Here is a 24,616-nt window from a genome sequence, read left to right as displayed (position 1 = left end):
GGGGGCGTGAGCTTCTGGTCCGCCCCCACGCCCGGTGCCCCGGTGACCGGCACCGTCTCCGTCCCCGGCTCGAAGTCGGTGACCAACCGGGCGCTGCTGCTCGCCGGGCTCTCCGGCGGCGCCTGCCGGGTGGGCGGGGCACCCCCGACCCGCGACACCGCGCTGATGACCGGCGCGCTCGCCGCGCTCGGTGTCCCGGTGTCGGCCGACGGGGACACCGTCACGACCGGGGCGCACGACGGGCTGCGCGGCGGCACCGGGGACACCCCGGCCGAGATCGACTGCGGGCTCGCGGGCACCGTCATGCGGTTCGCCCCGCCCGCCGCGGCGACGGCGTCCGGTGCGGTCCGGTTCGACGGCGACCCCCGCGCCCGGGAACGTCCGATGGGCACGGTGCTGTCGGCGCTGCGCACGCTGGGTGCCCGGGTCGACGGCGACGCGCTGCCGTTCCGGCTCGACGGCGGGCCGATCGCCGGGGGCGAGGTGACGATCGACGCGTCGGCGTCGTCGCAGTTCGTGTCCGGGCTGCTGCTGTCCGGTGCCCGCTTCGAGCGCGGGCTGACCGTGCGGCACGCGGGGCGGGCGCTGCCGTCGCTGCCGCACGTCGACATGACGGTGGGGATGCTGCGCGAGGCCGGCGTGACCGTCGCCGACCGGACGACCGGCGAGGATCCCGACACCTGGCGGGTGGAGCCCGGCCCGGTCGCGGTGCGCGACTGGGACATCGAGCCGGACCTGTCGAACGCGTCGGTGTTCCTGGCCGCGGCGGCCGTCACCGCCGGACGGGTCACGGTGCGGGGCTGGCCGGCGGCGTCCACCCAGCCCGGGGTGGACGTGCTGCCCGTCCTCGAGCGGTTCGGCGCCACCGTCACCCACGACGCCGTCGGACTGACCGTCACCGGGCCGGACCGGCTGTCCGGGATCGACGTCGACCTGCACGACGCCGGGGAGCTCGCCCCCACCGTCGCCGCGCTCGCCGCGCTCGCGCACGGCACGTCCCGGCTCCGCGGCATCGGCCACCTGCGCGGCCACGAGACCGACCGGCTCGCCGCGCTCGCCGCGGAGATCACCGCGCTGGGCGGGTCCGTCACCGAGACCGACGACGGCCTGGTGATCGACCCGAAACCGCTCACCGGCCGCGCCGACCGGCCGTGGGGTGCCTACGCCGACCACCGGATGGCGACGGCGGGGGCGATCGTCGGGCTGGTCGTGCCGGGGGTGCTGGTCGACGACATCGGCTGCACGGACAAGACCATCCCGGACTTCCCCGGCCGGTGGTCGGCCCTCCTCGGGACCCCGGCGAACGGCTGATCGTGGCCCGCGACATCCGTGCCCTCGACGAGACCGACGTCCGTGTCCGCCCGGGCCGGGGCGGATCGCGACCGCGCAGCAAGCGGAGGCCCGCGCACGCCGACGCCACCCGGGCGATGGTCACCGCCGTCGACCGGGGGCGCTGGACCTGCGCGGTCGACGCCGACCCGGCACGCCCGCAGGTGGTCGCGATGCGGGCCCGGGAGCTGGGCCGGACCCCGGTGGTCGTCGGGGACCGGGTCGATCTCGTCGGGGACCTGTCCGGTGAGCCGGACACCCTGGCCCGGATCGTGCGGGTCGCCGAGCGGGACACCGTGCTCCGGCGCACCGCGGACGACACCGATCCCTACGAGCGGGTGGTCGTCGCGAACGCCGAGCGGCTCGTCGTCGTCACCGCCGTCGCCGACCCGGTCCCCCGCACCGGGTTCGTCGACCGCTGCCTGGTCGCCGCCTACGCCGGCGGCCTGGAGCCGGTGCTCTGCCTGACGAAGTCCGACCTGGCCGATCCGGAGTCGTTCGCCGCGCAGTACCGCGAGCTCGGGGTGCCGCTGGTGATCACCGGGCGGGACGCGGCGGGGGCGCCCGAGGGGGCGGACGCCCTGCACGCGGAGCTGTCCGGACGGCTGTGCGCCCTCGTCGGCCATTCCGGTGTCGGGAAGTCGACGCTGGTCAACGCGATCGTCCCGGACGCCGACCAGGCGACCGGCCGGGTCTCCGGTGTCGGGAAGGGACGGCACACGACGACGGCCGCGCTCGCCTTCCCGCACGCCGACGGCTGGGTCGTCGACACCCCGGGGATCCGCTCGTTCGGGCTCGCGCACGTCGGCCCGGACGACGTCGTCGCGGCGTTCGGCGACCTGGCCGCGGTGATCGACGACTGCCCGCGCGGCTGCGGCCACCTCGGTCCGCCCGCCGACCCGGAGTGCGCATTGGACGACCTGGTCGCCTCCGGCGCGCTCGCCGGGGGCAGACTCGGGGCGTTGCGCCGCATCCTCGTGGCGCTGAACCAGGGCTGACCCGCAGGACGGAGGCGGACGTGCCGGGACGGCGCCGCGCGGCACTCGTGGCCGGCATCGCCGTGCTCGCCGCGGTGCTCTCCGGCTGCGCCTGGCCCGGCTCGTCCGGGTCCACCCCGGAACCGTCGCCGACGGCCGCCGAGCTGCCGAAGTACTACGACCCGGCCCCGATGCTCGCGGACGTCCGCGCCCGGACCCGGTCCGACGGTACCGCCGGGCTGTCGGTCGCCGGGACGCTCGACGGCGGCTCCGGCCCGGTCCCGGTCAGCGGCGACGGCGTGATGCGGCTCGACCCGGCGGGCGCCGGGCCGTCGGTGCGGCTGGTGCTGCGCACCGGGCCGGAGGGCGACGGCGGGCGCACGACCGAGCTCGTCCGGGTCGGGGACCGCACGTGGCTGCACCCGACCGGCACCGGCTGGGCCGAGGCCGGCCGCGCGGCGATGCCGCCGGAGGTGACCGCCGACGCGACGACCGCCGCGAACGTCGCGTCCGGTGTGGACCCGCTCGCCGCGGTGGCCCGCTACCCGGACGCCGTGCTGGTCGCCGACGCGAGCGACTCCGATGTCGACGGCACCCCGGCGGTGCACTACACGCTCGTCGTCGACCTGGTGCGCGCGATCGCGAGCGAGCACGACCCGGCGAGCCGGGAGGCGCTCGCCGCGCAGCACCGGGCCGGGGTGACGCGGATCAGCACCGAGGTGTGGCTGGACGCCGACCGCAGACCGCTGCGCAGCAGGCTCCGCCAGCAGCTGCCCGGGGCCGGGACGCTCGACCTGCTGATCCGCTACCGGGACTGGGGCGCGCCGGTGTCGATCGAGCCGCCGGTGCCGGGCTGAGCGCTCACCGCCGGAACGCGAGGTCGAGGCCGTCCACCGGCCAGGTGCAGCGGTAGAGCCTGCCCCACCCGGACGAGGTGACCCACGCGTCCCGGGACCCCGCACCGGCGAAGCAGATGTTCGTGACGTGCGGGTCGTGCTCGGGCGGGGCGACCGTACCCAGCAGCTCGCCCGCCGGGGAGAGCACGCTGATCTCCCCGCTGACCAGGGTCGCGACGCAGACGTTCCCGTCGCCGTCGACGGCCAGCGAGTCGAGGTTGCGGTACCCGGCGAACCCGTGCAGCAGCCGCGCACCGCCGGGCCCCGGCGGGCCGGGCAGCTCGTCGGGCGCCGCCAGCGTCCCCGGGCCCGTCACGGCCCAGCACCAGACCCGGCCGGTCGCGGTCTCGGCGACGTAGAGCCGGGAGCCGTCCGGGGAGAGCCCGACACCGTTCGGCGTGATCAGCGGGTGCACCACCTCGGTGTGCGCGGACCCGTCCGTGGTCGCGTGGTGCAGCCCGCCGAGGTCCATCTCGCGCGGGCGCCGCTTGCCGAGATCGGTGAACCAGAACGTCCCGTCCGCAGCGAAGACGATGTCGTTCGGGCCGCGGAGCCCGTCGTACAGCACGGTCGTCGCGCCGCTGTCCGGGTCGATGCGCAGGATCGCGCCGCCCCGGTAGTCCTCGGCCTGGTTCCCCGGATAGACGGTGCCGTCAGGGCGGGTGTGCCAGGCGAAACCGCCGTTGTCGCAGACGTACACGGCGCCGTCGGGGCCGATCGCCGCGCCGTTCGGGCCGCCGCCGGTCTCCGCGACGAGCGCGTGCGTGCCGTCCGGCAGCACCCGGGTCACCCGGCCCGCGGCGATCTCGACGACGAGCACCGACCCGTCCGACAGCGCCACCGGGCCCTCCGGGAACGCCAGCCCACGGGTCACCTCGTGCAGCTCCGGTGCGACGAACATCCGACATTGCCTCCTCGCGGGTTACGGTCGGCCCATGGACGAGCGCGTACGGACCACCGTGGACGGCGGCGTCGCCGAGGTACGGCTGTCCCGGCCGGACAAGCGCAACGCACTCGACGTCGCCATGTTCTCCGCGATCGTGCACGCCACACACGGTCTCCGCACGACGCCGGGACTCCGCGCGGTGGTCCTCTCCGCCGACGGGCCGGACTTCTGCGCCGGTCTCGACCGCGACATGTTCCGCGCGATGGGGTCCGGCGAACGCCTCTCCGCGACGGCCGAGCTTCCCCCGCCCGCCGCGGGCTCACCCGCGCGGGCCACCGGTCAGCGCGCGGTGTGGGGGTTCGCGGAGCTGCCCGTCCCGGTGATCGCCGCGGTGCAGGGCAACGCCCTCGGCGGCGGCCTGCAGATCGCGCTGGGCGCCGGCATCCGGATCGTCGCCCCGGACGCGACGCTGTCGGTGCTGGAGATCCGCTGGGGCCTGGTGCCGGACATGTGCGGCACCCGGCTGCTGCCCGGGCTGGTCGGGCGGGACGTCGCGAAGGACCTCACCTTCACCGGGCGGCCGGTGTCGGGCACCGACGCCGTCGCGCTCGGGCTGGCCACCCGCACCGCCACCGACCCGCGGGCCGCGGCGTGGGAGACGGCGCGGGAGATCGCCGCCCTGAGCCCGCAGGCCGTACGCGCCGCGAAACGCCTGCTCGACGACGAAGGCCGGTCCCCGATCGCCGACGGCCTCGCCGCCGAGCAGGACGAGATCGGCGCGCTGATCGGCAGCCCGGACCAGCGTGAGGCGGTCGTCGCCCGGCTGGAGGGTCGCGCGCCACGCTTCACCGACGGCTGAGCCGGCGGGCCGGGGTCTCAGGCCCCGAGACGTTCCAGCGCGCGGGCCGCGGCGCGGGCCCGCACCGGGTCGGGCCGGTGGGTCCGCACCTCCTGGGTGTCGCGGACCAGCCGTCGCAGCTCGGGCGGGCCGCCGTCGAGGATCCCGGCCGCCCGGGCCTGGACCAGGGCGTTGCCCAGCGCCGCGGCCTCCACCGGCCCGGCGACGACCGGCCGGTCGCAGGCGTCGGCCGCCAGGTCGCACAGCAGCGTGTTGCGCGCGCCGCCGCCGACGAGGTGCACCACCTCGGCGGGATTCCCGGACAGCGTGCAGGCCCGGTCGACGGCGCGCCGGTAGGCCAGCGCGAGGCTGTCGAGGATGCAGCGCACGGTCCCGGCCCGGCCGTCGGGTGGCGGCTCGCCGCGCTCGGCGCAGGCCTCGGCGATCCGCGCCGGCATGTCGCCGGGGGCGAGGAAGCGCGGGTCTCCGGCGTCCACGACGGACCCGAACGCGGGCAGCCGGGCCGCCCCCGCGAGCAGCGCGGCGAGGTCCGGCTCGGCGCCGTCGGTGTCGGCCCAGGTGCGCAACGACTCCTGCAACAGCCAGAGCCCCATCACGTTGCGCAGGAACCGGACCGTGCCGTCCACTCCGAGCTCGTTGGTGAAACCTGCCGTGCGGGCGTCCTCGGTGAGCACCGGCTTCGCCAGCTCGACGCCCACCAGCGACCAGGTGCCGCACGAGACGTAGGCGAACGAGTCCCCCGCCGCCGGGACGCCGAGCACCGCCGACGCGGTGTCGTGCGAGCCGACCGCGGTCAACGGAACCGGGCCGGTGAGCCCGGTCGCGTCCAGCACCTCCGGCAGCAGCTCCCCGATCCGGTCGCCGGGCTCGCACAGCGGCGGGAGCAGCGTGGGATCGAGCCCGAGCCGCGACACCGTCCCGGTCGCCCACCGCCGGGTGCGGGCGTCGAGCAGCCCGGTGGTGGAGGCGTTGGTGACCTCCGCGCCGACGGCGCCGGTGAGCCAGTACGCCACGAGATCGGGCACCAGCAGCATCCGGCGGGCGGCGGCGAGCGCGGCGCTCCCCTGCCGGGCGGCGAGCTGGAACACGGTGTTGAACGGGAGGTGCTGGAGCCCGTTGACGGCGTAGAGCTCGTCCGGAGGGACGAGCCCGTGCACCACCGGCACGCCGCGCTCGTGGACCGGGTCACGGTAGTGGACGGGGTTGCCGAGCAGGTCGCCGTCGGCGTCGAGCAGTCCGACGTCGACCGCCCAGCTGTCGACGCCGACGCCGTCGAGGCGGCCCGCGGCGCGGGCGGCGGCGCGGAGCCCGTCGAGCACACCGCGGTGGAGGTCGAGCACGTCCCAGTGCAGGGTGCCGCGGACCCGCACCGGCCGGTTCGCGAACCGGTGCGCCTCGGCGAGCTCGAGGACGCCCTGGCCGATCCGGGCGGTCATGACCCGGCCGCTGGAGGCGCCCAGGTCGACCGCGGCGAACGTCCCCGCGCTCATCGCAGGAACGCCGCCGCGACGCCGGAGTCGACCGGCACGTGCAGGCCGGTGGTCCGGGTGAGGTCGCCGCCGGTCAGTGCGAACACCGCCGCCGCCACGTGTTCCGGGAGCACCTCGCGCTTGAGGATGGTGCGCTGTGCGTAGAACTCGCCGAGCTCGGACTCCTCGACGCCGTAGACCGCGGCCCGCTGCGCGCCCCAGCCCCCGGCGAAGATCCCGGAGCCGCGGACGACGCCGTCCGGGTTGATGCCGTTGACCCGGATCCCGTGCCCGCCCAGCTCGGCGGCGAGCAGCCGCACCTGGTGGGCCTGGTCGGCCTTGGTGGCGCCGTAGGCGACGTTGTCCGGTCCGGCGAACACGGCGTTCTTCGAGGAGATGTAGACGATGTCACCACCGGTCCCCTGCGCGATCATCGTCCGGGCCGCCTCGCGGGACACCAGGAACGAGCCCTTCGCCATCACGTCGTGCTGCAGGTCCCAGTCGTGCTCGGTGGTCTCCAGCAGCGGCTTGGAGATCGACAGCCCGGCGTTGTTGACGACGAGGTCGATCCCGCCGAACGCGAGCGCGCCCGCGGCGAACGCGGCGACCACCCCGTCCGCGCTCGACACGTCGGCCGCGACCCCGATCGCGACGTCGGTGCCGCCCAGCGCGGCGGCCGTGTCGGCGGCCTGCTGCGCGTCCAGGTCGGCGACCACGACGCAGGCGCCCTCGGCGGCCAGCCGCTGCGCGACGGCCTTCCCGATCCCGGACGCCGCGCCGGTCACCAGCGCGACCCGCGCGGCGAGCGGCTTCGGGGCAGGCATCCGCTGCAGCTTCGCCTCCTCCAGCGCCCAGTACTCGATGCGGAACTTCTCCGCCTCGTCGATCGGGGCGTAGCGGGAGACGGCCTCGGCGCCGCGCATCACGTTGATCGCGTTGACGTAGAACTCGCCCGCCACCCGTGCGGTCTGCTTGGTCGCGCCGAAGGAGAACATCCCCACCCCGGGGACGAGCACGACGGCCGGGTCCGCACCGCGGATCGCGGGCGAGCCGGCGTCGGCGTGCCGGTCGTAGTAGGCGCGGTAACCCTCCCGGTAGGTCTCGTGCAGCTCCCGGAGCCGCGCGACGGTCTCCTCGACGCCCGCGTCCGCCGGGAGGTCCACCACCAGGGGCTTCACCTTGGTGCGCAGGAAGTGGTCCGGGCAGGAGGTACCCAGCTCGGCCAGCGCGCCGAGCTTCTCCCGGGACAGGAAGTCGAGGACGACCGGCGAGTCGGTGAAGTGGCCGACCTGCGCCCGGTCGGTCGAGGCGAGCCCGCGCACGACCGGGGCCAGCGCCGCGGCCTTCGCCCGCCGCTCGGCATCCGCCAGTGCCTCGTAGCCGGGGCGGACCGGGCCGAACGGCTCGGCGGCGCCGCGGGTGTCCAGGTACGCCTGCGCCGTCCGGATGATCTCCAGCGAGTGCGCCTCGCAGGCGTCGGCGTCGTCGCCCCAGGCGGTGATCCCGTGCCCGCCGAGGACCACCCCGATGGCCTGTGGGTTCGCCTCGGCGACCGCGGCGATGTCCAGGCCGAGCTGGAATCCGGGGCGCCGCCACGGCACCCACTGCACCCGGTCCCCGAAGATCTCCTTCGTCAGGGCCTCGCCGTCGGCGGCACAGGCGATCGCGATACCCGCGTCCGGGTGCAGGTGGTCGACGTGCGGGGCCGTGACGAGGCCGTGCATCGCGGTGTCGATCGACGGGGCGGCACCGCCGCGCCCGTGCAGGCAGTAGTCGAACGCGGCGACCATCTCGTCCTCGCGCTCGACGCCCGGGTAGGTGCCGACCAGCGACCGCAGCCGGTCGAGGCGGAGCGCGGCGAGCCCGGACGCGGTGAGCGTGCCGAGGTCGCCGCCGGAGCCCTTGACCCAGACGAGCTCGACGTCGCCGCCGGTGACCGGATCGGTGGCGGTGCCCTTGGCGGAGGTGTTGCCGCCGGCGTAGTTGGTGGTGGCCGGGTCGGCGCCCAGCCGGTTCGAGCGGGCGATCAGGTCGGCGACGACGGGGTGCGGGCTCATGGTCTCCTCGTGCGTGGTCATCAGGCGCCCCAGGACGCCTGCTCGCCACCGACGCGGGTCGCGGCGAGATGCTGGTCGTGGCCGGACGCGCGGTAGCCCGCGAACGGGTCGGCGGGCAGGCCGCGGGACTCGCGGAACTCCGCGAGCAGCGGGCGGACGTCGGCCGAGTGCGCGTCGACCAGGATCTGGTGGGCGCCCAGGACGTCACCGGCGGTCTGTGCCGCCCGCAGGGCGGCGCGGTCGACGAGCAGCGCCTTCGCCGTCGCCTCCTGCACGTTGAGCACCGAGCGGATCTGGCCCTGGATCTTCGGCTCGATGTTGTGGCACTGGTCGAGCATGAAGTTCACGCCCTGCCCGGTCAGGGCGTCGTTGCCGACGATCTCGTTCATGATCCGGAACAGCTGGAACGGGTCGGCAGCGCCGACGATGAGATCGTCGTCGGCGTAGTTGCGGGAGTTGAAGTCGAACGCACCGAGCCGCCCGGCCCGCAGCAGCTGGACGACGATGAACTCGATGTTGGTGTTCGGTGCGTGGTGCCCGGTGTCGAGCACGACCTGCGCCCGGTCGCCCAGTGCGAGGCAGTGCAGCAGCGACGTGCCCCAGTCCGGGACGTCGGTGGTGTAGAAGTACGGCTCGAAGAACTTGTACTCCAGCAGCAGCCGCATGTGCGGGTCGAGCAGCGCGTAGATCTCCGACAGCGACTCGGCGAGCCGGTCCTGGCGGGCGCGGATGTCGTCCTGGCCGGCGTAGTTGGTGCCGTCGGGCAGCCACAGCTTCAGGTCGGTCGATCCGGTCGCCCGCATGACGTCGACGCACTCGGCGTGGTGCGCGATCGCCTTCTTGCGCACCAGCGGGTCCGGGTGGGTCAGCGAGCCGAGCCGGTAGTCGTCGTCCTGGAACAGGTTGGAGTTGACGGCGCCGAGGCGCACGCCCTCGTCGGCGGCGTGCGCGGAGAGCGCGGCCCAGTCGTCGACGCGGTCCCACGGCACGTGCAGCGACACCCGCGGCGCCAGCCCGGTCCACCGGTGCACGGTCGCGGCGTCGAACACCTTCTCGTACGGGGTCCGCGCGGTGCCCGGCTGCCCGAACACCTTGAAGCGGGTGCCGGAGTTCCCGAACGCCCAGCTGGGCAGCTCGATGCTCTGCTCGGCCAGCGCGGACAGGACCGTCTCGGACGGCGTCATCGGTGATCACCCCGGGGTGCATCGGCACGGCCGCAGCCGTTGAAACGAATCAATTACCGAGCCGGACGGTACGGACGTCACCGACGGCCGGTCAACCCTCGACACCATCGAGCCCCGACGGACGAGGCGAGAGAGGGCTTGTCCGGCAGCGGTGCGCCGTGCCACACTCCGCCGCCAGATGTTGAAACGGTTCATCATCGACTCCACACATCGAGGGGGATGCCGGTGGGAGAGCGTGTCTGCTTCCTGATGCACCTGCGGCCCGAGCTGGTCGACGAGTACCTCGAGGCCCACCGCGAGGTGTGGCCGGAGATGCTCGACGCGCTGCGCAGGCACGGCTGGCGGGACTACTCGCTGTTCGTGAAGCCGGAGGCCGCGCTCGTCGTCGGGACCGTCACCTGCGACGACTTCGCCGCATCCCTGGCCGGCATGGACGGCGAGCCGGTCAACGAGCGCTGGCAGGCCACCATGTCGCGGTTCTTCGCCGCCGGCGACGGCACCCGCCCCGATCAGGGGCTCGACCGGCTCACCGAGTACTTCCACCTCGCCTGACCGACCACGGCACTTCCGACCCCTGAGAGGGCTGCGACGATGCGAATCGGAAGCACGCACACCACCGGCTGGAAGGCGACGGCATCCGTCGCCATGTCCAACTACATCGAGGCCGGATCGATCATCGCCATCGCGACGAGCCTGTCGCTGTGGCAGGACGCGTTCGGCATCGACGACTTCGCCGTCGGGCTGCTCGCCGCGTTCAGCGCGAACGCCTTCGGTGCCGCGATCGGCGCGGCGATCGGCGGCCCGCTGTGCGACCGCTACGGCCGCAAGTTCATCTACACCTACGACCTCGTCGTGTTCATGGTCGGCGTGCTGCTGGCCGCGTTCGCGGTGAACTTCCCGATGCTGCTCGCGGCGTTCCTGATCACCGGCATCGCCGTCGGGGCCGGCGTCCCGGCGTCGTGGACCTACATCGCCGAGGAGGCGCCGCCCGGGGAGCGGGCCAAGCACGTCGGGGCCGCGCAGCTCGCCTGGTCCGCGGGCCCGGTCGTCGGGTTCCTGCTCGCCGTCGTGCTGACCGCCCCGCTCGGCCTGTTCGGCGCCCGGCTGGTGTTCGCCCACCTGTTCGTCGTGGCGTTCGTGGTCTGGTGGATCCGGCGCGGGCTCTCCGAGTCGCGGATGTGGAAGCACAACCAGCAGGCCGGCGCAGCCGTGCGCCGCGGCGGGCCGCGGGCCCTGTTCTCCGGGCGGGCCAACGTCACCGCGCTGCTGGTGCTGTTCGGCATCTACGGCTTCTGGAACCTCGTCGCCGGCCAGATGGGGATCTTCATGCCGCGGGTCTACGAGACCTCCGGCGTGACCAGCGAGGTCGAGCAGAACCTGCTGCAGGCGCTGCTGTGGGGCTGCACGGTGGCCGCCACCTGGTTCGGCTTCATGCGCTACGGCGACCGTGTGAACCGCCGCACCCTCTACGTCATCGGTGCGGCGCTGGGCATCTTCGCCTGGGTCATCCTGGTCTTCGCGGAGGCGAACCTGCCGCTGCTGCTGCTCTTCGCGGTCAGCTGGGGCGTCTCGGCGGGCATCGGCGCGCAGGCGTTCTACGCGCTGTGGACCAGCGAGCTGTTCGCGACGCCGTACCGGGCCAGCGCCCAGGGCGTGCTGTTCTTCGCCGTCCGGTTCGCGATCGGCGTGCTGAGCTACTGGTTCCCGACGCTGCTCGCCACCCACGGCGTCGCCCCGGTCGGGCTGCTGATGATCGCCTTCCTGGTCGTCGCGCTCGTCGTCGGTGCGGTGTTCGCCCCGGACACCCGTGGCAAGAGCCTCGAGCAGATCGAGATCGAGCGCTACGGCGAGGTCGTCTCTCCGGAGATCGCCCCCGGCACCCCGAAGCCGGGCTCACCGGCCGTCGGCTGACACGCGCGACCGGCGGCTACCGTGGTGCCCGTGGCCAGCATCAAGGACGTCGCACGCCTGGCCGGGGTCTCCCTCGGCACGGTGAGCAACGTGCTGAACCGGCCGGAACGGGTCGGCCCGGAGCGCCGGGCCCGCGTCGAGCGGGCCATCGCCGAACTCGGGTTCGTGCGCAGCGAACCGGCCCGCCAGCTGCGGGCGGGGATGAGCCGGACCGTCGCCGTCGTCGTGCTGGACGTGACCAACCCGTTCTTCGGCGAGATCGTCGAGGGTGCGGAGGAGATCGCCGAGCAGCACGACACCCAGGTGGTCGTCTGCAACAGCGCCGGGGATCCGGCCCGGGAGGCCCGGCACCTCGACCGGCTGCTGCAGCAGCAGGTGCTCGGCATCCTGCTGTCCCCGGTGCACGAGGTCGCGAGCGCGCAGCAGCTCGCGGCGCGTCGGTCGCACCCGCCGGTCGTCTTCGTCGACCGGGTGCCGGCCGGTCCCGGGTTCGCCTCGGTCGCCGTCGACGACGTCCGGGGCGGCGAGCTCGTCGGCGAGCTGCTCGACGCCGGCGGCCACGAGCAGATCGCGTTCGCCGGTGGGCCGGTGTCGCTGCGCCAGGTCTCCGACCGGCTGCACGGGCTGCGGTCCGGCTCCCGCGGGCGTATCCGGGTGATCGACAGCGCCGACCTGTCGATCCGCTCCGGCGCCGCGGTCCTCGACGAGATCCTCGCGGTCCCCGAGCCGGCCCGGCCGACGGCGGTGTTCTGCGCGAACGACCTGCTCGCGATCGGTGTGCTCAACGCCTGCATGCGGCGCGGCGTCGCCGTCCCCGACGAGCTGGCGGTGGTCGGCTACGACGACATCTCGTTCGCCGAGACGGCGAGCGTCGCGCTCACCACCGTGGCCCAGCCCGCACGGCAGCTCGGGACCGAGGCCGCGCGCCTCCTGCTGGACGACGCCGCGGGGCGGAGCAACCTCGTCTTCTCCCCCGAGCTGGTCGTGCGCTCCTCCGCCCGGCCCCGCGCCGGCCTGTCGTCGGCGTCCTGAAGGCGCTCAGCCCAGCTCGACCAGGAACGGCAGCTCGGACGGGTCGTACCAGGCCAGCTCGTGGTCCTCGGCCTCACCGACCAGGAACTCGGCGTCGAGGTCCCCCAGGTCCGCCTTGTCGACGGCAGCGGCGGCCTCCCGCACGGCGTGCTCGGCCTCCGGAAGGTCCACGTGGACCGCCGCGAGCTTCGCGACGGGCACGGGGCCGGTCACCCGGACCGCGCCGTCGTCGAGATCGGGGCGCAGCGTGACGTCGTCGGTGTCGGCCGCGACGACCACCCGGCGGGACGGGGTCCCGTCCTCGCCGAGTCCGAACTCGACGGCGAGCAGCCGCAGCGAGGCGCGCGCGGCCTCGTTCAGCGCGGCGTACTCGAGCTCCTCGTCGTCGCCGGTCGTGTACGACTCGCGCAGCTTCGGGGTCAGCGCGAACGCGGTCCCGCCGAGCGGTTCGAAGCTGCCGGTCTTCACCGTGCGGGCCAGCATGGGCCACGTCGCGGGGAGGTAGATCCGCACGTCGGGGGTCCTTTCTCGAAGCTCGCGGCGCTACTGCCGGAGGGTCTCGAGCAGCTCGTCGAGCGACTCGTTCACCATCCCGGCGAGCACCTCGATGTCGGGCATGGCGTCCCGGTCGCCGTTCAGTCCGTAGTAGACGCCGCCGTCGTAGCTGGTCAGCCCGATGGAGACCGCCTGCCCCTTCGCCAGCGGCACCACCGGGAACATCTCCCGCATCCGGGCACCCGCGGCGTAGAGCGGGAACTGCGGGCCCGGCACGTTGGTCACCATCAGGTTGAAGAAGTGCCGGGACATGCCGCTGGCCGCGCGGGCGCCCACGGCGTGCAGCGTCGGCGGGGCGAACCCGCCGATCCGGACCAGGGTGTCGGCACCGACGGCGTCGCCGGTGTCGGTGTGCTCGCGCATCTGGTGGGTCACCTGGTGCAGCCGCACCAGCGGGCTCGGCTCGCCGACCGGCAGGTCCACCAGGAACGACGCCACCCGGTTGCCGAGCGAGCTGCCGGTCGCCGAGCTGGGCACGTCGCCCTCGCCGCGGACCGACAGCGGCACCAGCGCCCGCACCGTCGACGACCCGCCGACCGGCTCGCCGCGCGACATGAGCCAGGTGCGGAGCGCACCGGCGATCACCGCGAGCACGACGTCGTTGACGTCGCACCCGTAGGCGGCGCGCACCTTGCGGTAGTCCTCCAGGCCGGTGCGGGCCAGCGCGAACCGGCGCTGCGTGGAGATCTCGGCGTTGAGCGGGAGCCCGGGGGCACGCCTGCCCGCGGTCCGCGCCATCGCCAGCACCTTCCCGGCCGCACCCGTCACCTTGCCGACGGTCGCGAGGGCGTCGCCGGTGGCGACGCGGACGTTCTCGACCAGCTCGGTCGGCCGGGTCACGGCCTCGCCGATCGCGTCGAGCACGAGCTGGCCGTCGCTCGGTTCCGGACGCGGCATCCACAGCTCGTCCGGGGTGTCACGGGGCTCGGCGGACACGTCGAGGATGACCTGGCCGATGTCGATGGCGGAGATGCCGTCGACCATCGCCTGGTGGGTCTTGGTGACGATCGCGACCCGGTCCTCACCGCCGCGACGCCCGTCGGAGGCCGGCGCGAGCCCCTCGATCAGGTACATCTCCCAGAGCGGGCGCCCGTGGTCGAGCGGGCGGGACATCAGCCGCCCGACCAGGTCGGTCAGCTGCTCCTCGCTGCCCGGACGGGGCAGCGCCGAGCGCCGCACGTGGTAGGCGATGTCGAACTCGGGATCGTCGACCCACACCGGGCGGGCGAGGTTCCCGGGCACGTGCCGGACCTTCTGCCGGAACCGGGGCACGAGGGCGAGCCGCTGCTCGATGAGCTCGACGAGCCGGTCGTAGTCGAAGCCGTCGCGCGGCCGGTCGAAGACGGCGACACCGCCGACGTGCATGGGTGTGGTCGCCTCCTCCAGGTAGAGGAAGGAGGCGTCGAGCGCGGAGAGCCGGGACGGCATGGCCGCGATCCTACGTGCGCGTGGGATCGTGGCCGCCGTGACCGACCGCGCCGTGTCCCCGAAGGACCGATTCATCACCGTGTACGGCCGCAAGCCGGTCCTGGAGGCGCTGTCCGACCCGGATCTCGAGGTCGACAAGGTCGTCCTCGCCGACTCGGTGCGGGGTGCCGGGGAACGCGAGATCACCGCCGCCGCCCGCGGTCGGGGGGTGCCGGTCCAGCGGGCGTCGGCGCAGCGGGTGAAGGTCCTCGCCGGCAACGGCCGGCACGACCAGGGGGTGCTCGCCGACGTCGTCGCCCCGCGGATGGCGCCGCTGCCGGTGTTCCTCTCCGACCTGGGGAGCCGCCGACCGGCGTCGGTGCTGGTGCTCGACGCCGTCACCAACCCGTCGAACGTCGGGATGATCCTGCGCAGCGCCACCGCCGCCGGGCTCGACGGCGTGCTGCTGCCCCGCCGCGGCGTGCCCGCCATCGACCCGCTCGTGATCAAGGCGTCGGCCGGGGTCGCGTTCGCCGCCCCGGTGCTGCGCTGCAGCACCGCCGCCGAGGGCGTCGACCTGATGCGCGACGCCGGGTTCTCGGTGTTCGGCCTCGACACCGGCTCCGGCTCGCTGCTCGACGCCGAGCTGCCGCACCGGGTGGCGCTGGTGCTCGGCAACGAGACCGACGGCCTGACCGAGGACGTCCGGGAGCGGCTCGACGGGATCCTGTCGCTCCCGATGTACGGCGGGGTGGAGTCGCTCAACGTCGCCTCCGCCGGCGCGGTCGCGGCCTACGAGCTGCTGCGCCGCCGGGACTGACCCCTCCCCCGGACGCCGCCGGCTGCCTAGGGTCGGGTCATGGTGCGACGTCGCATGCCCCGCCCGTCCGAGCTCGCGCCGCTGCTGCGCCCGGCCCCGGTCACGCTGGACCGGACGGCCGCGCGGCTGGCCCGCGCCACGAGCATCGGCGACCTGCGCGCCCTCGCCCGGAAGCGGGCCCCGCGTGCGGTGTTCGACTACACCGACGGCGCCGCCGAGGACGAGGTGAGCCTGCGGCGGGCCCGCGAGGTGTGGTCGTCGGTCGAGTTCACGCCCACGGTGCTGCGCGACGTCTCCCGGGTCGACACCGGCCGCGACGTGCTCGGCGGCCGGTCCGCGCTGCCGTTCGCGCTGGCCCCGACCGGCTTCACCCGGATGATGCACACCGAGGGCGAGCGCGCCGTGGCCGCCGCGGCGGCGGCCGGGATCCCGTACGCGCTGTCCACCATGGGTTCGACGACGATCGAGGGCGTCGCCGAGGCCGGCCGCGGCGGGCGGCACTGGTTCCAGCTCTACCTCTGGAAGGACCGCTCGGTCGCGCACGACCTGGTCTCCAGGGCCCGGGCCGCCGGCTACGACACCCTGCTGCTCACCGTCGACACGCCGGTCGGCGGCAACCGGCGGCGCGACGCCCGCAACGGCCTGTCCATCCCGCCCGCGCTCTCGCTGCGGACCTTCGTCGACGGCGCCCGGCACCCGCGCTGGTGGTTCGACCTGATCACCACCGAGCCGCTGACGTTCGAGAGCCTCACCGCGGGCGGCAGCCCGTTCGAGGTCATCAACAAGGTGTTCGACCCGGCACTGACGATGGACGACGTCGCCTGGCTCCGCGAGACCTGGCCGGGCAAGCTGGTGATCAAGGGCGTCCAGTCGGTCGCCGACGCGCGCCGGGTGGTCGCGGCCGGTGCCGACGCCGTCCTGCTCTCCAACCACGGCGGCCGCCAGCTCGACCGGGCGCCGGTGCCCGCGGAGCTGATCGAGCCGGTCGTGCAGGAGCTGGGCGACGACGCCGAGGTGCTCGTCGACACCGGGATCCTGCACGGCGGCGACGTCGTCGCGGCCGTCGCGCTCGGTGCGCGGGCCGCGCTCGTGGGTCGTGCCTACCTGTACGGCCTGATGGCCGGTGGCGAGGCCGGTGTGCGGCGGTCGATCGAGATCCTGCGGGCGGAGGTGGAGCGCACGATGCAGCTGCTCGGCGTCACCCGGATCGACGACCTGCGCCCGGAGCACGCCCGGCTCCGCCCGGCGACCACCCGTCCCCTTTCACCCGGACGGACTACACGCACCGGGTGCGCGGGGCCGGTGACGAGGCCACCATGTCCGCATGGGTTTCCTGGACAAGGCCAAGGAACTGCTCGGCAAGCACGACGACAAGGTCGATCAGGCGCTGAACAAGGCTGGCGACGCGGCGAAGAAGAAGTTCGCCGGCAACGAGCAGCACATCGACACCGCGACGAAGTTCGCGCGCGAGCGGACCGGGACCGGGGACAGCACCCAGCAGCCCGGTCAGCCCGGCCCGGACGGCCAGGCCCCGCCGCCCCCGCCCGGGCAGCAGCCGGGCCAGGCTCCGCCGCCCCCGCCGCAGCAGTGAGCGCGTGCCGGTAGCACCGGCACGCGGCACGACCGGTCCGGCATCCGCCGGCACCGCGACTCCGAGGCGCCGTCCGCATCGCGGGCGGCGCCTCCGCACGTCCGGACCGGGTCACGGGCCGGCCGGGACCCCCAGGAGGATCTCCAGCTCGGCGAGGGTCGCACCGGGCTCGACGTGCCGGACGCCGACCGCCCCGGCCGCGGCGGCGCCGCGCACGCAGGCCCCGAGGTCGTCGACGACGACGCAGTCGGCGGCCTCCAGCCCCAGCTCCGCGGCCGCCGCCGCGAACGCGTCCGGGCTCGGCTTGCGGGCACCGCGGACCGCGCCGAGCAGCACGGTGCCGAACGCCTCGGCGCACTCGTCGGGCACCGCGTGCGCACCGGAGAACAGTGCCGTCCGGACCCCGGCGCCGGCGGCGCGGCGGGCGTAGTCGAGCAGCAGCGCGCCGCCACCGGGCTCGTCGAGGACGCCGCCGTAGTCGACGATCAGGCCGCGCAGGGTGCGTGCTTCCGCCACCCCCGCGACTGTACCCAGCGCCCCCTCGGACGCTAGTCCAGCGCGCGCCGGAGGAAACCGCGGATACCCAGCAGGGTGAACAGCACGATGGCGAGTACCGGGACCAGCACGCAGACCCACAGGGGGATGTGCGGGATCCCGGGGACCAGCGACGCGCGGAGCCCCTCGCTCACGTACGTGAGCGGGTTCAGCGCCGACAGCACCTGGAACCAGCGCAGGTCCTCCAGCGTCAGCCACGGGTACTGCACGGAGCCGGTGAACAGCAGCGGCGTGAAGATCACCGCGAACAGGATGTTGATCCGCCGGGGCGGGACGGCCGTGCCGATCGTCAGCCCCATGGCGGCGCCCAGCAGCGCACCGAGGACGACCATCAGCAGGGCCGGCAGCAGCCCCTCCGCCGGCCAGCCGACGTCGATCATGGCGAGGCCGATCGGCACCATCAGCAGGCTCGCCAGCAGCCCGCGCAGCCCGGCGAACACGATCTTCTCGACGGCGACCGCCCACACCGGCATCGGTGCCAGCAACCGGTCGTCGATCTCGCGGGTCCAGGACAGCTCGAACACCAGCGGCAGCGTGACGCTCTGCAGCGCGCCGAACATCGCGTTCAGCGCGATGAGGCCGGGCAGCATGATCTCGCCGTAGCCCTCGGCGACGAACCCGCCGCGGCCCAGGACGACGACGAACACCAGCAGGAAGAAGAACGGCTGCACCAGCACCTGGGCCAGGAACGAGGGCAGCTCCCGTCCGGTGACGTAGACGTCGCGGCGGAGCACCGCCAGGAACGCGCGCCCGCTCATCGCAGGTCCCTGCCGGTCAGGTCGATGAAGACGTCCTCCAGGGTCGCCTCGCCCAGCGACACGTCCCGCACCCCGGCGCCGTGCCGCCCGAGCAGGTCGACGACCGGGGCGAGCAGCGTCGCCGGCTCGCAGGTCACCGACAGCCGGAACGTCACGGTGCCCTCACCGCCCGTCCCGGGCACCGACTCGATCCGGGCGACGCCGTCGAGCCCGGCCAGCGCGTCGCGCAGCGGCTCCGGGCCGCCGGGCCCGGGCTCGGCGACGACGCCGACGGTCGCGCTGCCCGGCAGCTCGCGGACGAGCGCCTCCGGGGTGTCGAGCGCCAGCAGCGCCCCGTGGTCGACGATGCCGATCCGGTCCGAGAGCTTGTGCGCCTCGTCCATGTCGTGCGTGGTGAGGACGACGGTCACGCCCTCGTCGGACAGCCCGCGGATCTGGTCGTGCACGAACAGCCGTGCCTGCGGGTCGAGCCCGGTGGAGGGCTCGTCGAGGAACAGGACCTCCGGCCGGTGCATGAGCCCCCGCGCGATCATCACGCGTTGCGCCTGTCCTCCGGAGAGGTCGTCGGCGATCGCCTTCGCCTTGTCCGCCAGGCCCATCCGCTCCAGCAGCTCGTCGGCCCGCCGGTTCCGCTCGGCGCGGCCGACCCCGTGGTACGCGGCGTGGAAGACGAGGTTGTCGCGGACGCCGAGCGAGCGGTCCAGGTTCTGCCGCTGCGGCACGACGGCGAGCTTCGCGCACACCGCGACCGCGTCGGTCCGCACGTCGAGCCCGGCGACCCGGGCGATCCCGGACGTCGGCACCACCCGCGTCGTCAGGACGCCGACCGTCGTCGTCTTCCCTGCACCGTTCGGGCCCAGCAGGCCGAACACCTCGCCCTCGCCGACCTCGAACGACAACCCGTCGACGGCGTTGCGGTCGGCCTTCGGGTAGCGCTTCACCAGGTCGACGACCTCGACCGCGGCCTGTCCCATGGTGTCCTCCTACGACGACGTCTCCCGGTGATCCTGCTCCAGGGCCACGACCACCGCGACCAGATACCCCCTGATCGCCTCCGCGTGTTCCGCGGGAGGCTCCGGCAGGCGCGGCCCGCGCACCGCCGGCCGGGCGGCGCGCAGACGCTCCCGGCCGGCGTCGGTGATCCGTACCCGGCGCACGCGCCGGTCGACGGGATCGACGACCCGCTCCGCGAGCCCCGCGTCCGCGAGCGCGTCCAGGACCGGTACGAGGGTGGTCGGCCCGATCCGCGCCCAGGCGGCGAGCTCGCGCTGGACGAGGCCGCCGCCGGTGCGGGACAGCACGTCGAGCACGGTGACGGCGGTGAGCGGCAGCCCGTGCGCGGCCGCGCGGGACCGGCGCGCACCGAGCACCGCGGCGCCGGTACGGACGAGGAGATCGGCCGTGCTCGTGCTGTGCAGGCCATCGGCGGGTCCGCCGCCGGCTGGTCCGTGGCCCGCGGGGACGAGGCGGGGCGGGCAGAGCAGGGGCGACGGCGACGGGTGCGTCGGGCGGTCGGGCATCGCGGGAGGGTACGGGGGCGCGGCCCGGCGCCGGGGCGGATCGCGGGGGCGCCCGGTGCGGGCGCGAACGGTGCCGACCCGCACGGTGCGGACTCGCACGGTGCGGGAACGGACGGTGCAGGAACGGACGGTGCAGGAACGGACGGTGCAGGAACGGATCCCGGCCGGACCGGTCCTCGGCGGCGGCCGGCTCCGCAGGCTGGACGCGTGACCACGTCTCCCGGCGCCGCGCCCGCACCTCCCGTCGCCGGGGCCGTCCTTTCCGGCCCCGGCACCGCCCCGCTCCCCGCTCCTCGCGCACCTGTCGTCGCCGCGGCCGGCGCCCCCGGTGCCGCCGGCGCCCCCGGTGCCGCGGGTGCCGCCGGTCCCGCCGGTGCCGCCGGTCCTGCCGGTGCTCACGTCGGGGACGTGCCACCGTCCGCCGGCGAGACGGTTCTCGTAGCCCGGACCCTCGACGACGTCCCCGCCGACCTGCCACCGGGACTCGTCGTCGTGCTCCCGGGCGGGTTCCGGATGAGGTCGGGCCGTCCGCCCCGGCCGGCACCGCTCCCGGGGCCGCCGGCACCGGAGGTGGAGCCGCCCGACGTCGTCCCACCGGACGCCCCGGCGACCCGGGTCCGCGCCGCCGAGCTGACCCGGCTCGTCGCCGAGGTCCTGACCGGCCGCCGCGCCCCGGCGCAGCTGGGGCCGGTCGTCACACCGCAGGTGCTCCGCTACCTCACCGCCGCCCGCACGGGCACCGCCGCACGGCCGGCGCGGTCCACCGTCGGCCGCGGAGGGCGGGCCGGCGCTCCGGGGTGCGGGACGCCGCGGCCCGCCGGCCGGTGGGCGGGCCGGGTGCACGTCGCACAACCGCACCCGGACGCCGCCGAGGTCTGCACCACGCTGCCCGTCACCGGTCGGACCCGTGCGCTCGTGCTGCGTCTCGACCGGAGGCCCGGTGGCCCGCACTGGCGGGTCACCGCCGTCCGGCTGCTCTGACGGCCACCGGCACGGCGGTGCCGGTCAGCGGCGCCGGCGGTTCGCCTTCTCCGCGCGCCGGCGCTCGGCCCGGTTCGACCCGCCGTCGCCCTGCGACGCGGCACCGTTCGGCACGCCGCCGGGGGGCGGCCCCTGGGCCGGGCGCGCCGCGTAGCGACCGGTCCGGCCGGTACCCGCCGCGGCGGGAGCGCCGTCCTCGCCGCGGCGGCTGACGCCACCGCCCTCCTCCGGGCCGCTGTACTGCAGGTTCTGCGGCGGGGTGGTGCGGAACAGGTTCGGCAGGACCACCGTGCTCTCGCTCGGGTCCTCGGCCGGCGCCCGCCGGATCACCGGGATCTCGGTGGTGACCGGCTCCTCCTCCTGCACCGGGGCGGCCGGCTGCTGCACCTGGACGACGACGTTGAACAGGTGGCCGATCGTCTCCTCCTTGATGCCCTCGAGCATCGCGGAGAACATGTCGAACCCCTCGCGCTGGTACTCGATCACCGGGTCGCGCTGGGCCATGGCCCGCAACCCGATGCCCTCCTTGAGGTAGTCCATCTCGTAGAGGTGCTCGCGCCACTTGCGGTCGATGACCTGCATCAGCACCTGGCGCTCGAGCTCACGCATGCCGCCCTGCGGGCCGATCAGCGCGTCGATCTCCGCCTCGCGCCGGGCGTAGGCCCGCTCGGCGTCGTCGAGGACGGACTTCTCCAGCTCCTCGGCCGAGATCTCGTCGACGTCGTCGGCGAGGGTGCGCCAGTCGATCGAGATCGGGTAGAGGCCGCGCAGCGCGGTCCAGAGCTTCTCGAAGTCCCAGTCCTCGGAGTAGCCCTCGGCCGTCGCGCCGGTGATGTAGCCGTGGACGACGTCCTCGAGCATGTTCCGGGTCTGGCGCTGCACGTCCTCGCCGTCGAGCACCCGGCGGCGCTCGTCGTAGATGACCTTGCGCTGCTGGTTGAGGACCTCGTCGTACTTGAGGACGTTCTTCCGGATCTCGAAGTTCTGCTGCTCGACCTGGGTCTGCGCGCTGCGGATGGCGCGCGTGACCATCTTGGCCTCGATCGGCACGTCGTCCGGCAGGTTGAACCGGTTCATGATCGATTCGACGACCTGGCCGTTGAAGCGGCGCATGAGCTCGTCGCCGAGCGAGAGGTAGAACCGGGACTCACCGGGGTCGCCCTGCCGGCCGGACCGGCCACGCAGCTGGTTGTCGATCCGGCGGGACTCGTGCCGTTCGGTGCCGAGCACGTAGAGGCCGCCCGCGTTGCGGACCTCCTCCGCTTCGGCGCCGACCTGCTTGCGCATCCGGTCGAGGACGGCGTCCCACGCGGCCTCGTACTGCTCACGGGTCTCGACCGGGTCCAGCCCCTGGCTGCGCAGCTCCAGGTCGGCGAGGAACTCGGGGTTCCCGCCGAGCATGATGTCGGTACCGCGACCGGCCATGTTCGTGGCCACGGTGACGGCGCCGGCGTGCCCGGCCTGCGCGATGATCGCAGCCTCACGGGCGTGGTTCTTCGCGTTCAGGACCTCGTGCGGGACGCTGCGCCGGAGCAGCAGCTTCGCCAGGTACTCGGACTTCTCGACGCTCGTCGTACCGATCAGCACGGGCTGCCCCGCGTGGTGCTTCTCGGCGATGTCGTCGGCGACGGCCTCGAACTTCGCGGCCTCGGTCTTGTAGATGAGGTCGGCCTGGTCGGCCCGGACCCGCGGCTTGTTCGGCGGGATCGTGACGACCGACATCTTGTAGATCTCGTGCAGCTCGGCGGCCTCGGTCTGGGCCGTACCGGTCATGCCGGCGAGCTTGTCGTAGAGACGGAAGAAGTTCTGCAGGGTGATCGTCGCGAGGGTCTGGTTCTCCGGCTTGATCTCGACGCTTTCCTTCGCCTCGATCGCCTGGTGCATGCCCTCGTTGTAGCGACGGCCGGACAGCACGCGGCCGGTGAACTCGTCGACGATCAGGACCTCACCGCTGTTGACGATGTAGTCCTTGTCCTTCTTGAACAGCTCCTTGGCCTTGACCGCGTTGTTCAGGTAGCCGACCAGCGGAGTGTTCGCGGACTCGTAGAGGTTGTCGATGCCGAGCTGGTCCTCGATGAGCGCGACACCCTCCTCCGTGATGCCGACGGTGCGTTTGCGCTCGTCTACCTCGTAGTGGATGTCGCGGGACAGCATCGGTGCCAGGCGCGCGAACTCCTGGTACCACCGGGCGCTCTGCTCGGCCGGGCCGGAGATGATCAGCGGCGTACGGGCCTCGTCGATGAGGATCGAGTCCGCCTCGTCGACGATGGCGAAGTTGTGCCCGCGCTGCACCATGTCGGCGGCGTTCCACGCCATGTTGTCGCGCAGGTAGTCGAAGCCGAACTCGTTGTTCGTGCCGTAGGTGACGTCGCGCGCGTACTGCTCGCGGCGCTCAACGGGCGTCATCTCGGCCAGGATCACGCCGACGGTGAGGCCCAGCCAGCGGTGGATCCGGCCCATCGTCTCCGAGTCGCGCTTGGCCAGGTAGTCGTTCGTCGTGATGACGTGGACGCCGTCGCCGGGGATCGCGTTCAGGTAGACGGCCAGGGTCGAGGTGAGGGTCTTGCCCTCACCGGTGCCCATCTCGGAGACGTTGCCCATGTGCAGCGCTCCGGCACCCATCAGCTGCACGGTGAAGGGGCGCTGCCCGAGCGTGCGCTGGGCGGCCTCCCGCACCGTGGCGAAGGCCTCGGGCAGCAGGGAGTCGAGGCTCTCGCCGTCGCCGTGGCGGCGGCGGAACTCGTCGGTCTTCGCGCGCAGCTGTGCGTCGGTGAGGCCCTCGAACTCGGGCTCCAGACCGTCGATGTGCGCGGCGATCTTGCCGAGCCGCTTCACCAGCTTGGTCTCGCCGGCCCGGAGGAGTCGACTCAGGAAGGGCACTGCCGACCTCATTCACGTCGCGGTCAGGACACGGGACGGGCGTCACTCGCCGGAGGAGGTCACACCGCCCTGGCGCCATCGTACGTGCCCGCCACGTCCGGCCCCGCGCCGCTGCGGCCACCGCACGCTCCACGCGCCCGTGACGCGCCGGTCCGGCCACCACTGGAGCCGCCGGGCGCGGGTGCACCGCCGTGGGCGGCCGTGCACCCGCGCCGGACGGTCAGACGCCGAGCCGGATCACGCCGTAGTCGTAGCCGTGCCGCCGGTAGACGACGGACGGACGGCCGCTCTCGCTGCAGGAGAACAGGTAGAAGTCGTGACCGACGAGCTCCATCCGGGACAGCGCCTCGTCCACCGTCATGGGCGCGGCGCCGTGGGTCTTCTCCCGCACGATCCGCCCGGGCCGGTACTCGGCGTCCCACTGCTCCTCGAGCCGGGCGATCTCGGCGTCCGGAAGGGTCTCGTCGTGCGCACGGGGGGCCGGGATGGTGTCGGAGATCGGCGGGGCCTGCTCCATGAGCGCGACGGCGGACGCGGTCGCGGCGGCTCGGGACGCCTGCACGCGGTCGCGACGGCTGGGCTTACGACGGTCGTGGGAACGGCGCAGACGCTCGGCGAGCTTGCCCGCGGCCAGGTCCAGGGCGGCGTAGAAGTCGGGCCCCGACGCCTCGGCACGGGCGACGGCTCCGCAGCCGCCGCGGCCGGTGATCTCCACTCGCTGGCAGGACTTCTGCTGACGGCGGTTCGGCTCGTGGAAGAGCACCACCTCCATCCCGACGATCTTGTGGTCGTGACGTTCCAGGCGGCTGAGCTTCTCCTCGACCAGACCACGGAAGTGGTCGGGAACCTCGACGTTCCGGCCGGTGACGACGATCTCCACTCGGACATCCCTCGCTTCAGTCGTGCTGACCCGGGACTCGACGACGGCCCCGGGGGGTGGGCTATCGGT

General features: G+C 74.1%; 22 protein-coding genes and 1 pseudogene. 11 read left to right on the top strand and 12 right to left on the bottom strand.

Translation table 11 applies throughout. From position 1 onward, the window contains the following. Positions 1-6: 6 nt before the first annotated feature. Genes aroA through AD017_RS18355 form a run of 3 tightly spaced genes read left to right on the top strand, consistent with a single transcriptional unit; the run spans position 7 to position 3,163 of the window. Complete coding sequence (aroA, locus tag AD017_RS18365) at positions 7-1,311, top strand: 3-phosphoshikimate 1-carboxyvinyltransferase (RefSeq protein WP_060574933.1); 1,305 nt, start codon at positions 7-9, stop codon at positions 1,309-1,311. Further along, entirely contained in the window at positions 1,275-2,327 is a 1,053-nt protein-coding gene (rsgA, locus tag AD017_RS18360; RefSeq protein ID WP_082398792.1) for a ribosome small subunit-dependent GTPase A, read from the top strand. Before aroA ends, rsgA begins: the two co-directional genes overlap by 37 nt. A 20-nt stretch (positions 2,328-2,347) precedes the next feature. Continuing rightward, on the top strand, positions 2,348-3,163 hold the full coding sequence (locus AD017_RS18355; protein WP_010241530.1) for a hypothetical protein: 816 nt from the start codon (positions 2,348-2,350) through the stop codon (positions 3,161-3,163). Positions 3,164-3,167: 4 nt separating this feature from the next. Here the strand turns inward: AD017_RS18355 and AD017_RS18350 are convergent, their stop codons facing one another. Further along, complete coding sequence (locus AD017_RS18350) at positions 3,168-4,103, bottom strand: SMP-30/gluconolactonase/LRE family protein (RefSeq protein ID WP_060574932.1); 936 nt, start codon at positions 4,101-4,103, stop codon at positions 3,168-3,170. A 34-nt stretch (positions 4,104-4,137) separates the two neighbouring features. On the opposite strand from AD017_RS18350, the gene AD017_RS18345 reads away from it, so the two are divergent. Next, entirely contained in the window at positions 4,138-4,947 is an 810-nt protein-coding gene (locus AD017_RS18345) for a crotonase/enoyl-CoA hydratase family protein (RefSeq protein WP_060574931.1), read from the top strand. Between the two features lie 17 nt (positions 4,948-4,964). On the opposite strand, the gene AD017_RS18340 is transcribed toward AD017_RS18345, so the two are convergent. The 3 genes from AD017_RS18340 to rhaI are packed head-to-tail and all read right to left on the bottom strand — an operon-like array spanning position 4,965 to position 9,657. Then, positions 4,965-6,437: a rhamnulokinase family protein gene (locus tag AD017_RS18340; protein ID WP_060574930.1), complete on the bottom strand. Its 1,473-nt coding sequence runs from the start codon at positions 6,435-6,437 to the stop codon at positions 4,965-4,967. After that, positions 6,434-8,494, bottom strand: a complete 2,061-nt coding sequence (locus tag AD017_RS18335; RefSeq protein ID WP_010241536.1) for a bifunctional rhamnulose-1-phosphate aldolase/short-chain dehydrogenase — start codon at positions 8,492-8,494, stop codon at positions 6,434-6,436. Before AD017_RS18335 ends, AD017_RS18340 begins: the two co-directional genes overlap by 4 nt. After that, entirely contained in the window at positions 8,494-9,657 is a 1,164-nt protein-coding gene (gene rhaI / locus AD017_RS18330) for an L-rhamnose isomerase (protein ID WP_060574929.1), read from the bottom strand. The genes AD017_RS18335 and rhaI overlap by 1 nt, the downstream gene beginning before the upstream one ends. 219 nt (positions 9,658-9,876) lie before the next feature. On the opposite strand from rhaI, the gene AD017_RS18325 reads away from it, so the two are divergent. Genes AD017_RS18325 through AD017_RS18315 form a run of 3 tightly spaced genes read left to right on the top strand, consistent with a single transcriptional unit; the run spans position 9,877 to position 12,600 of the window. Beyond that, a complete protein-coding gene (locus AD017_RS18325; protein ID WP_010241539.1) occupies positions 9,877-10,209 on the top strand; it encodes an L-rhamnose mutarotase in 333 nt (110 codons plus the stop codon). 39 nt (positions 10,210-10,248) lie between these two features. Next, positions 10,249-11,568, top strand: coding sequence for an MFS transporter (locus AD017_RS18320; RefSeq protein ID WP_060574928.1), 1,320 nt, complete (start codon positions 10,249-10,251; stop codon positions 11,566-11,568). Between the two features lie 30 nt (positions 11,569-11,598). Further along, positions 11,599-12,600 (top strand): LacI family DNA-binding transcriptional regulator, encoded by a 1,002-nt coding sequence (locus AD017_RS18315; RefSeq protein WP_060576458.1) that lies wholly within the window; start codon positions 11,599-11,601, stop codon positions 12,598-12,600. A 6-nt stretch (positions 12,601-12,606) separates the two neighbouring features. Here the strand turns inward: AD017_RS18315 and AD017_RS18310 are convergent, their stop codons facing one another. Together AD017_RS18310 and AD017_RS18305 are read right to left on the bottom strand one after the other, a co-directional pair. After that, the gene (locus AD017_RS18310) at positions 12,607-13,113 is read right to left on the bottom strand and encodes a hypothetical protein (RefSeq protein ID WP_010241545.1); all 507 of its coding nucleotides are present in this window, start codon (positions 13,111-13,113) and stop codon (positions 12,607-12,609) included. 30 nt (positions 13,114-13,143) lie between these two features. Then, positions 13,144-14,583: a wax ester/triacylglycerol synthase family O-acyltransferase gene (locus tag AD017_RS18305; RefSeq protein WP_010241547.1), complete on the bottom strand. Its 1,440-nt coding sequence runs from the start codon at positions 14,581-14,583 to the stop codon at positions 13,144-13,146. Between AD017_RS18305 and AD017_RS18300 the strand changes: the two genes are divergently transcribed. From AD017_RS18300 to AD017_RS33490, 3 genes and pseudogenes are all read left to right on the top strand, one after another. After that, positions 14,582-15,382, top strand: coding sequence for an RNA methyltransferase (locus AD017_RS18300; RefSeq protein WP_060574927.1), 801 nt, complete (start codon positions 14,582-14,584; stop codon positions 15,380-15,382). The genes AD017_RS18305 and AD017_RS18300 overlap by 2 nt on opposite strands. Positions 15,383-15,421: 39 nt before the next feature. Continuing rightward, positions 15,422-16,624 (top strand): annotated as a pseudogene (locus tag AD017_RS18295) (alpha-hydroxy-acid oxidizing protein); the annotation flags it as partial. 82 nt (positions 16,625-16,706) lie between these two features. After that, positions 16,707-16,973, top strand: coding sequence for an antitoxin (locus AD017_RS33490; RefSeq protein ID WP_010241553.1), 267 nt, complete (start codon positions 16,707-16,709; stop codon positions 16,971-16,973). Positions 16,974-17,084: 111 nt separating this feature from the next. On the opposite strand, the gene AD017_RS18290 is transcribed toward AD017_RS33490, so the two are convergent. Genes AD017_RS18290 through AD017_RS18275 form a run of 4 tightly spaced genes read right to left on the bottom strand, consistent with a single transcriptional unit; the run spans position 17,085 to position 19,806 of the window. Beyond that, positions 17,085-17,489, bottom strand: coding sequence for an HAD-IA family hydrolase (locus AD017_RS18290; protein ID WP_060574926.1), 405 nt, complete (start codon positions 17,487-17,489; stop codon positions 17,085-17,087). A gap of 32 nt (positions 17,490-17,521) precedes the next feature. After that, positions 17,522-18,286: an ABC transporter permease gene (locus AD017_RS18285; RefSeq protein WP_010232954.1), complete on the bottom strand. Its 765-nt coding sequence runs from the start codon at positions 18,284-18,286 to the stop codon at positions 17,522-17,524. Then, a complete protein-coding gene (locus tag AD017_RS18280; protein WP_010232952.1) occupies positions 18,283-19,260 on the bottom strand; it encodes an ABC transporter ATP-binding protein in 978 nt (325 codons plus the stop codon). The genes AD017_RS18285 and AD017_RS18280 overlap by 4 nt, the downstream gene beginning before the upstream one ends. 9 nt (positions 19,261-19,269) lie before the next feature. After that, positions 19,270-19,806: a MarR family winged helix-turn-helix transcriptional regulator gene (locus AD017_RS18275; protein WP_145982531.1), complete on the bottom strand. Its 537-nt coding sequence runs from the start codon at positions 19,804-19,806 to the stop codon at positions 19,270-19,272. Positions 19,807-20,013: 207 nt separating this feature from the next. Between AD017_RS18275 and AD017_RS18270 the strand changes: the two genes are divergently transcribed. Then, positions 20,014-20,787, top strand: coding sequence for an Rv3235 family protein (locus AD017_RS18270; protein WP_060574924.1), 774 nt, complete (start codon positions 20,014-20,016; stop codon positions 20,785-20,787). Positions 20,788-20,811: 24 nt separating this feature from the next. Here AD017_RS18270 and secA read toward each other — a convergent pair whose 3' ends face one another. Both secA and hpf read right to left on the bottom strand, forming a co-directional pair. Then, positions 20,812-23,667 (bottom strand): preprotein translocase subunit SecA, encoded by a 2,856-nt coding sequence (gene secA, locus AD017_RS18265; RefSeq protein ID WP_249266045.1) that lies wholly within the window; start codon positions 23,665-23,667, stop codon positions 20,812-20,814. A 220-nt stretch (positions 23,668-23,887) separates the two neighbouring features. Then, positions 23,888-24,547: a ribosome hibernation-promoting factor, HPF/YfiA family gene (hpf, locus tag AD017_RS18260; RefSeq protein ID WP_060574922.1), complete on the bottom strand. Its 660-nt coding sequence runs from the start codon at positions 24,545-24,547 to the stop codon at positions 23,888-23,890. Between the last annotated feature and the right edge of the window lie 69 nt (positions 24,548-24,616).

The organism is Pseudonocardia sp. EC080619-01 (assembly GCF_001420995.1).
Lineage (GTDB): Bacteria > Actinomycetota > Actinomycetes > Mycobacteriales > Pseudonocardiaceae > Pseudonocardia.
The sequence above is the reverse complement of the archived record's forward strand: the minus strand, read 5'-3'. Positions and strand labels throughout refer to the sequence as shown.

What these genes read in the sequence shown, in the direction of transcription:
- AD017_RS18350 (WP_060574932.1), bottom strand. Translation starts at nt 4,103, where the DNA reads ATGTTCGTCGCACCGGAGCTGCACGAGGTGACCCGTGGGCTGGCGTTC.
- AD017_RS18345 (WP_060574931.1), top strand. Translation starts at nt 4,138, where the DNA reads ATGGACGAGCGCGTACGGACCACCGTGGACGGCGGCGTCGCCGAGGTA.
- AD017_RS18340 (WP_060574930.1), bottom strand. Translation starts at nt 6,437, where the DNA reads ATGAGCGCGGGGACGTTCGCCGCGGTCGACCTGGGCGCCTCCAGCGGC.
- AD017_RS18335 (WP_010241536.1), bottom strand. Translation starts at nt 8,494, where the DNA reads ATGACCACGCACGAGGAGACCATGAGCCCGCACCCCGTCGTCGCCGAC.
- rhaI (WP_060574929.1), bottom strand. Translation starts at nt 9,657, where the DNA reads ATGACGCCGTCCGAGACGGTCCTGTCCGCGCTGGCCGAGCAGAGCATC.
- AD017_RS18325 (WP_010241539.1), top strand. Translation starts at nt 9,877, where the DNA reads ATGCCGGTGGGAGAGCGTGTCTGCTTCCTGATGCACCTGCGGCCCGAG.
- AD017_RS18320 (WP_060574928.1), top strand. Translation starts at nt 10,249, where the DNA reads ATGCGAATCGGAAGCACGCACACCACCGGCTGGAAGGCGACGGCATCC.
- AD017_RS18300 (WP_060574927.1), top strand. Translation starts at nt 14,582, where the DNA reads ATGGCCGCGATCCTACGTGCGCGTGGGATCGTGGCCGCCGTGACCGAC.
- AD017_RS18305 (WP_010241547.1), bottom strand. Translation starts at nt 14,583, where the DNA reads ATGCCGTCCCGGCTCTCCGCGCTCGACGCCTCCTTCCTCTACCTGGAG.
- AD017_RS33490 (WP_010241553.1), top strand. Translation starts at nt 16,707, where the DNA reads ATGGGTTTCCTGGACAAGGCCAAGGAACTGCTCGGCAAGCACGACGAC.
- AD017_RS18285 (WP_010232954.1), bottom strand. Translation starts at nt 18,286, where the DNA reads ATGAGCGGGCGCGCGTTCCTGGCGGTGCTCCGCCGCGACGTCTACGTC.
- AD017_RS18280 (WP_010232952.1), bottom strand. Translation starts at nt 19,260, where the DNA reads ATGGGACAGGCCGCGGTCGAGGTCGTCGACCTGGTGAAGCGCTACCCG.
- AD017_RS18275 (WP_145982531.1), bottom strand. Translation starts at nt 19,806, where the DNA reads ATGCCCGACCGCCCGACGCACCCGTCGCCGTCGCCCCTGCTCTGCCCG.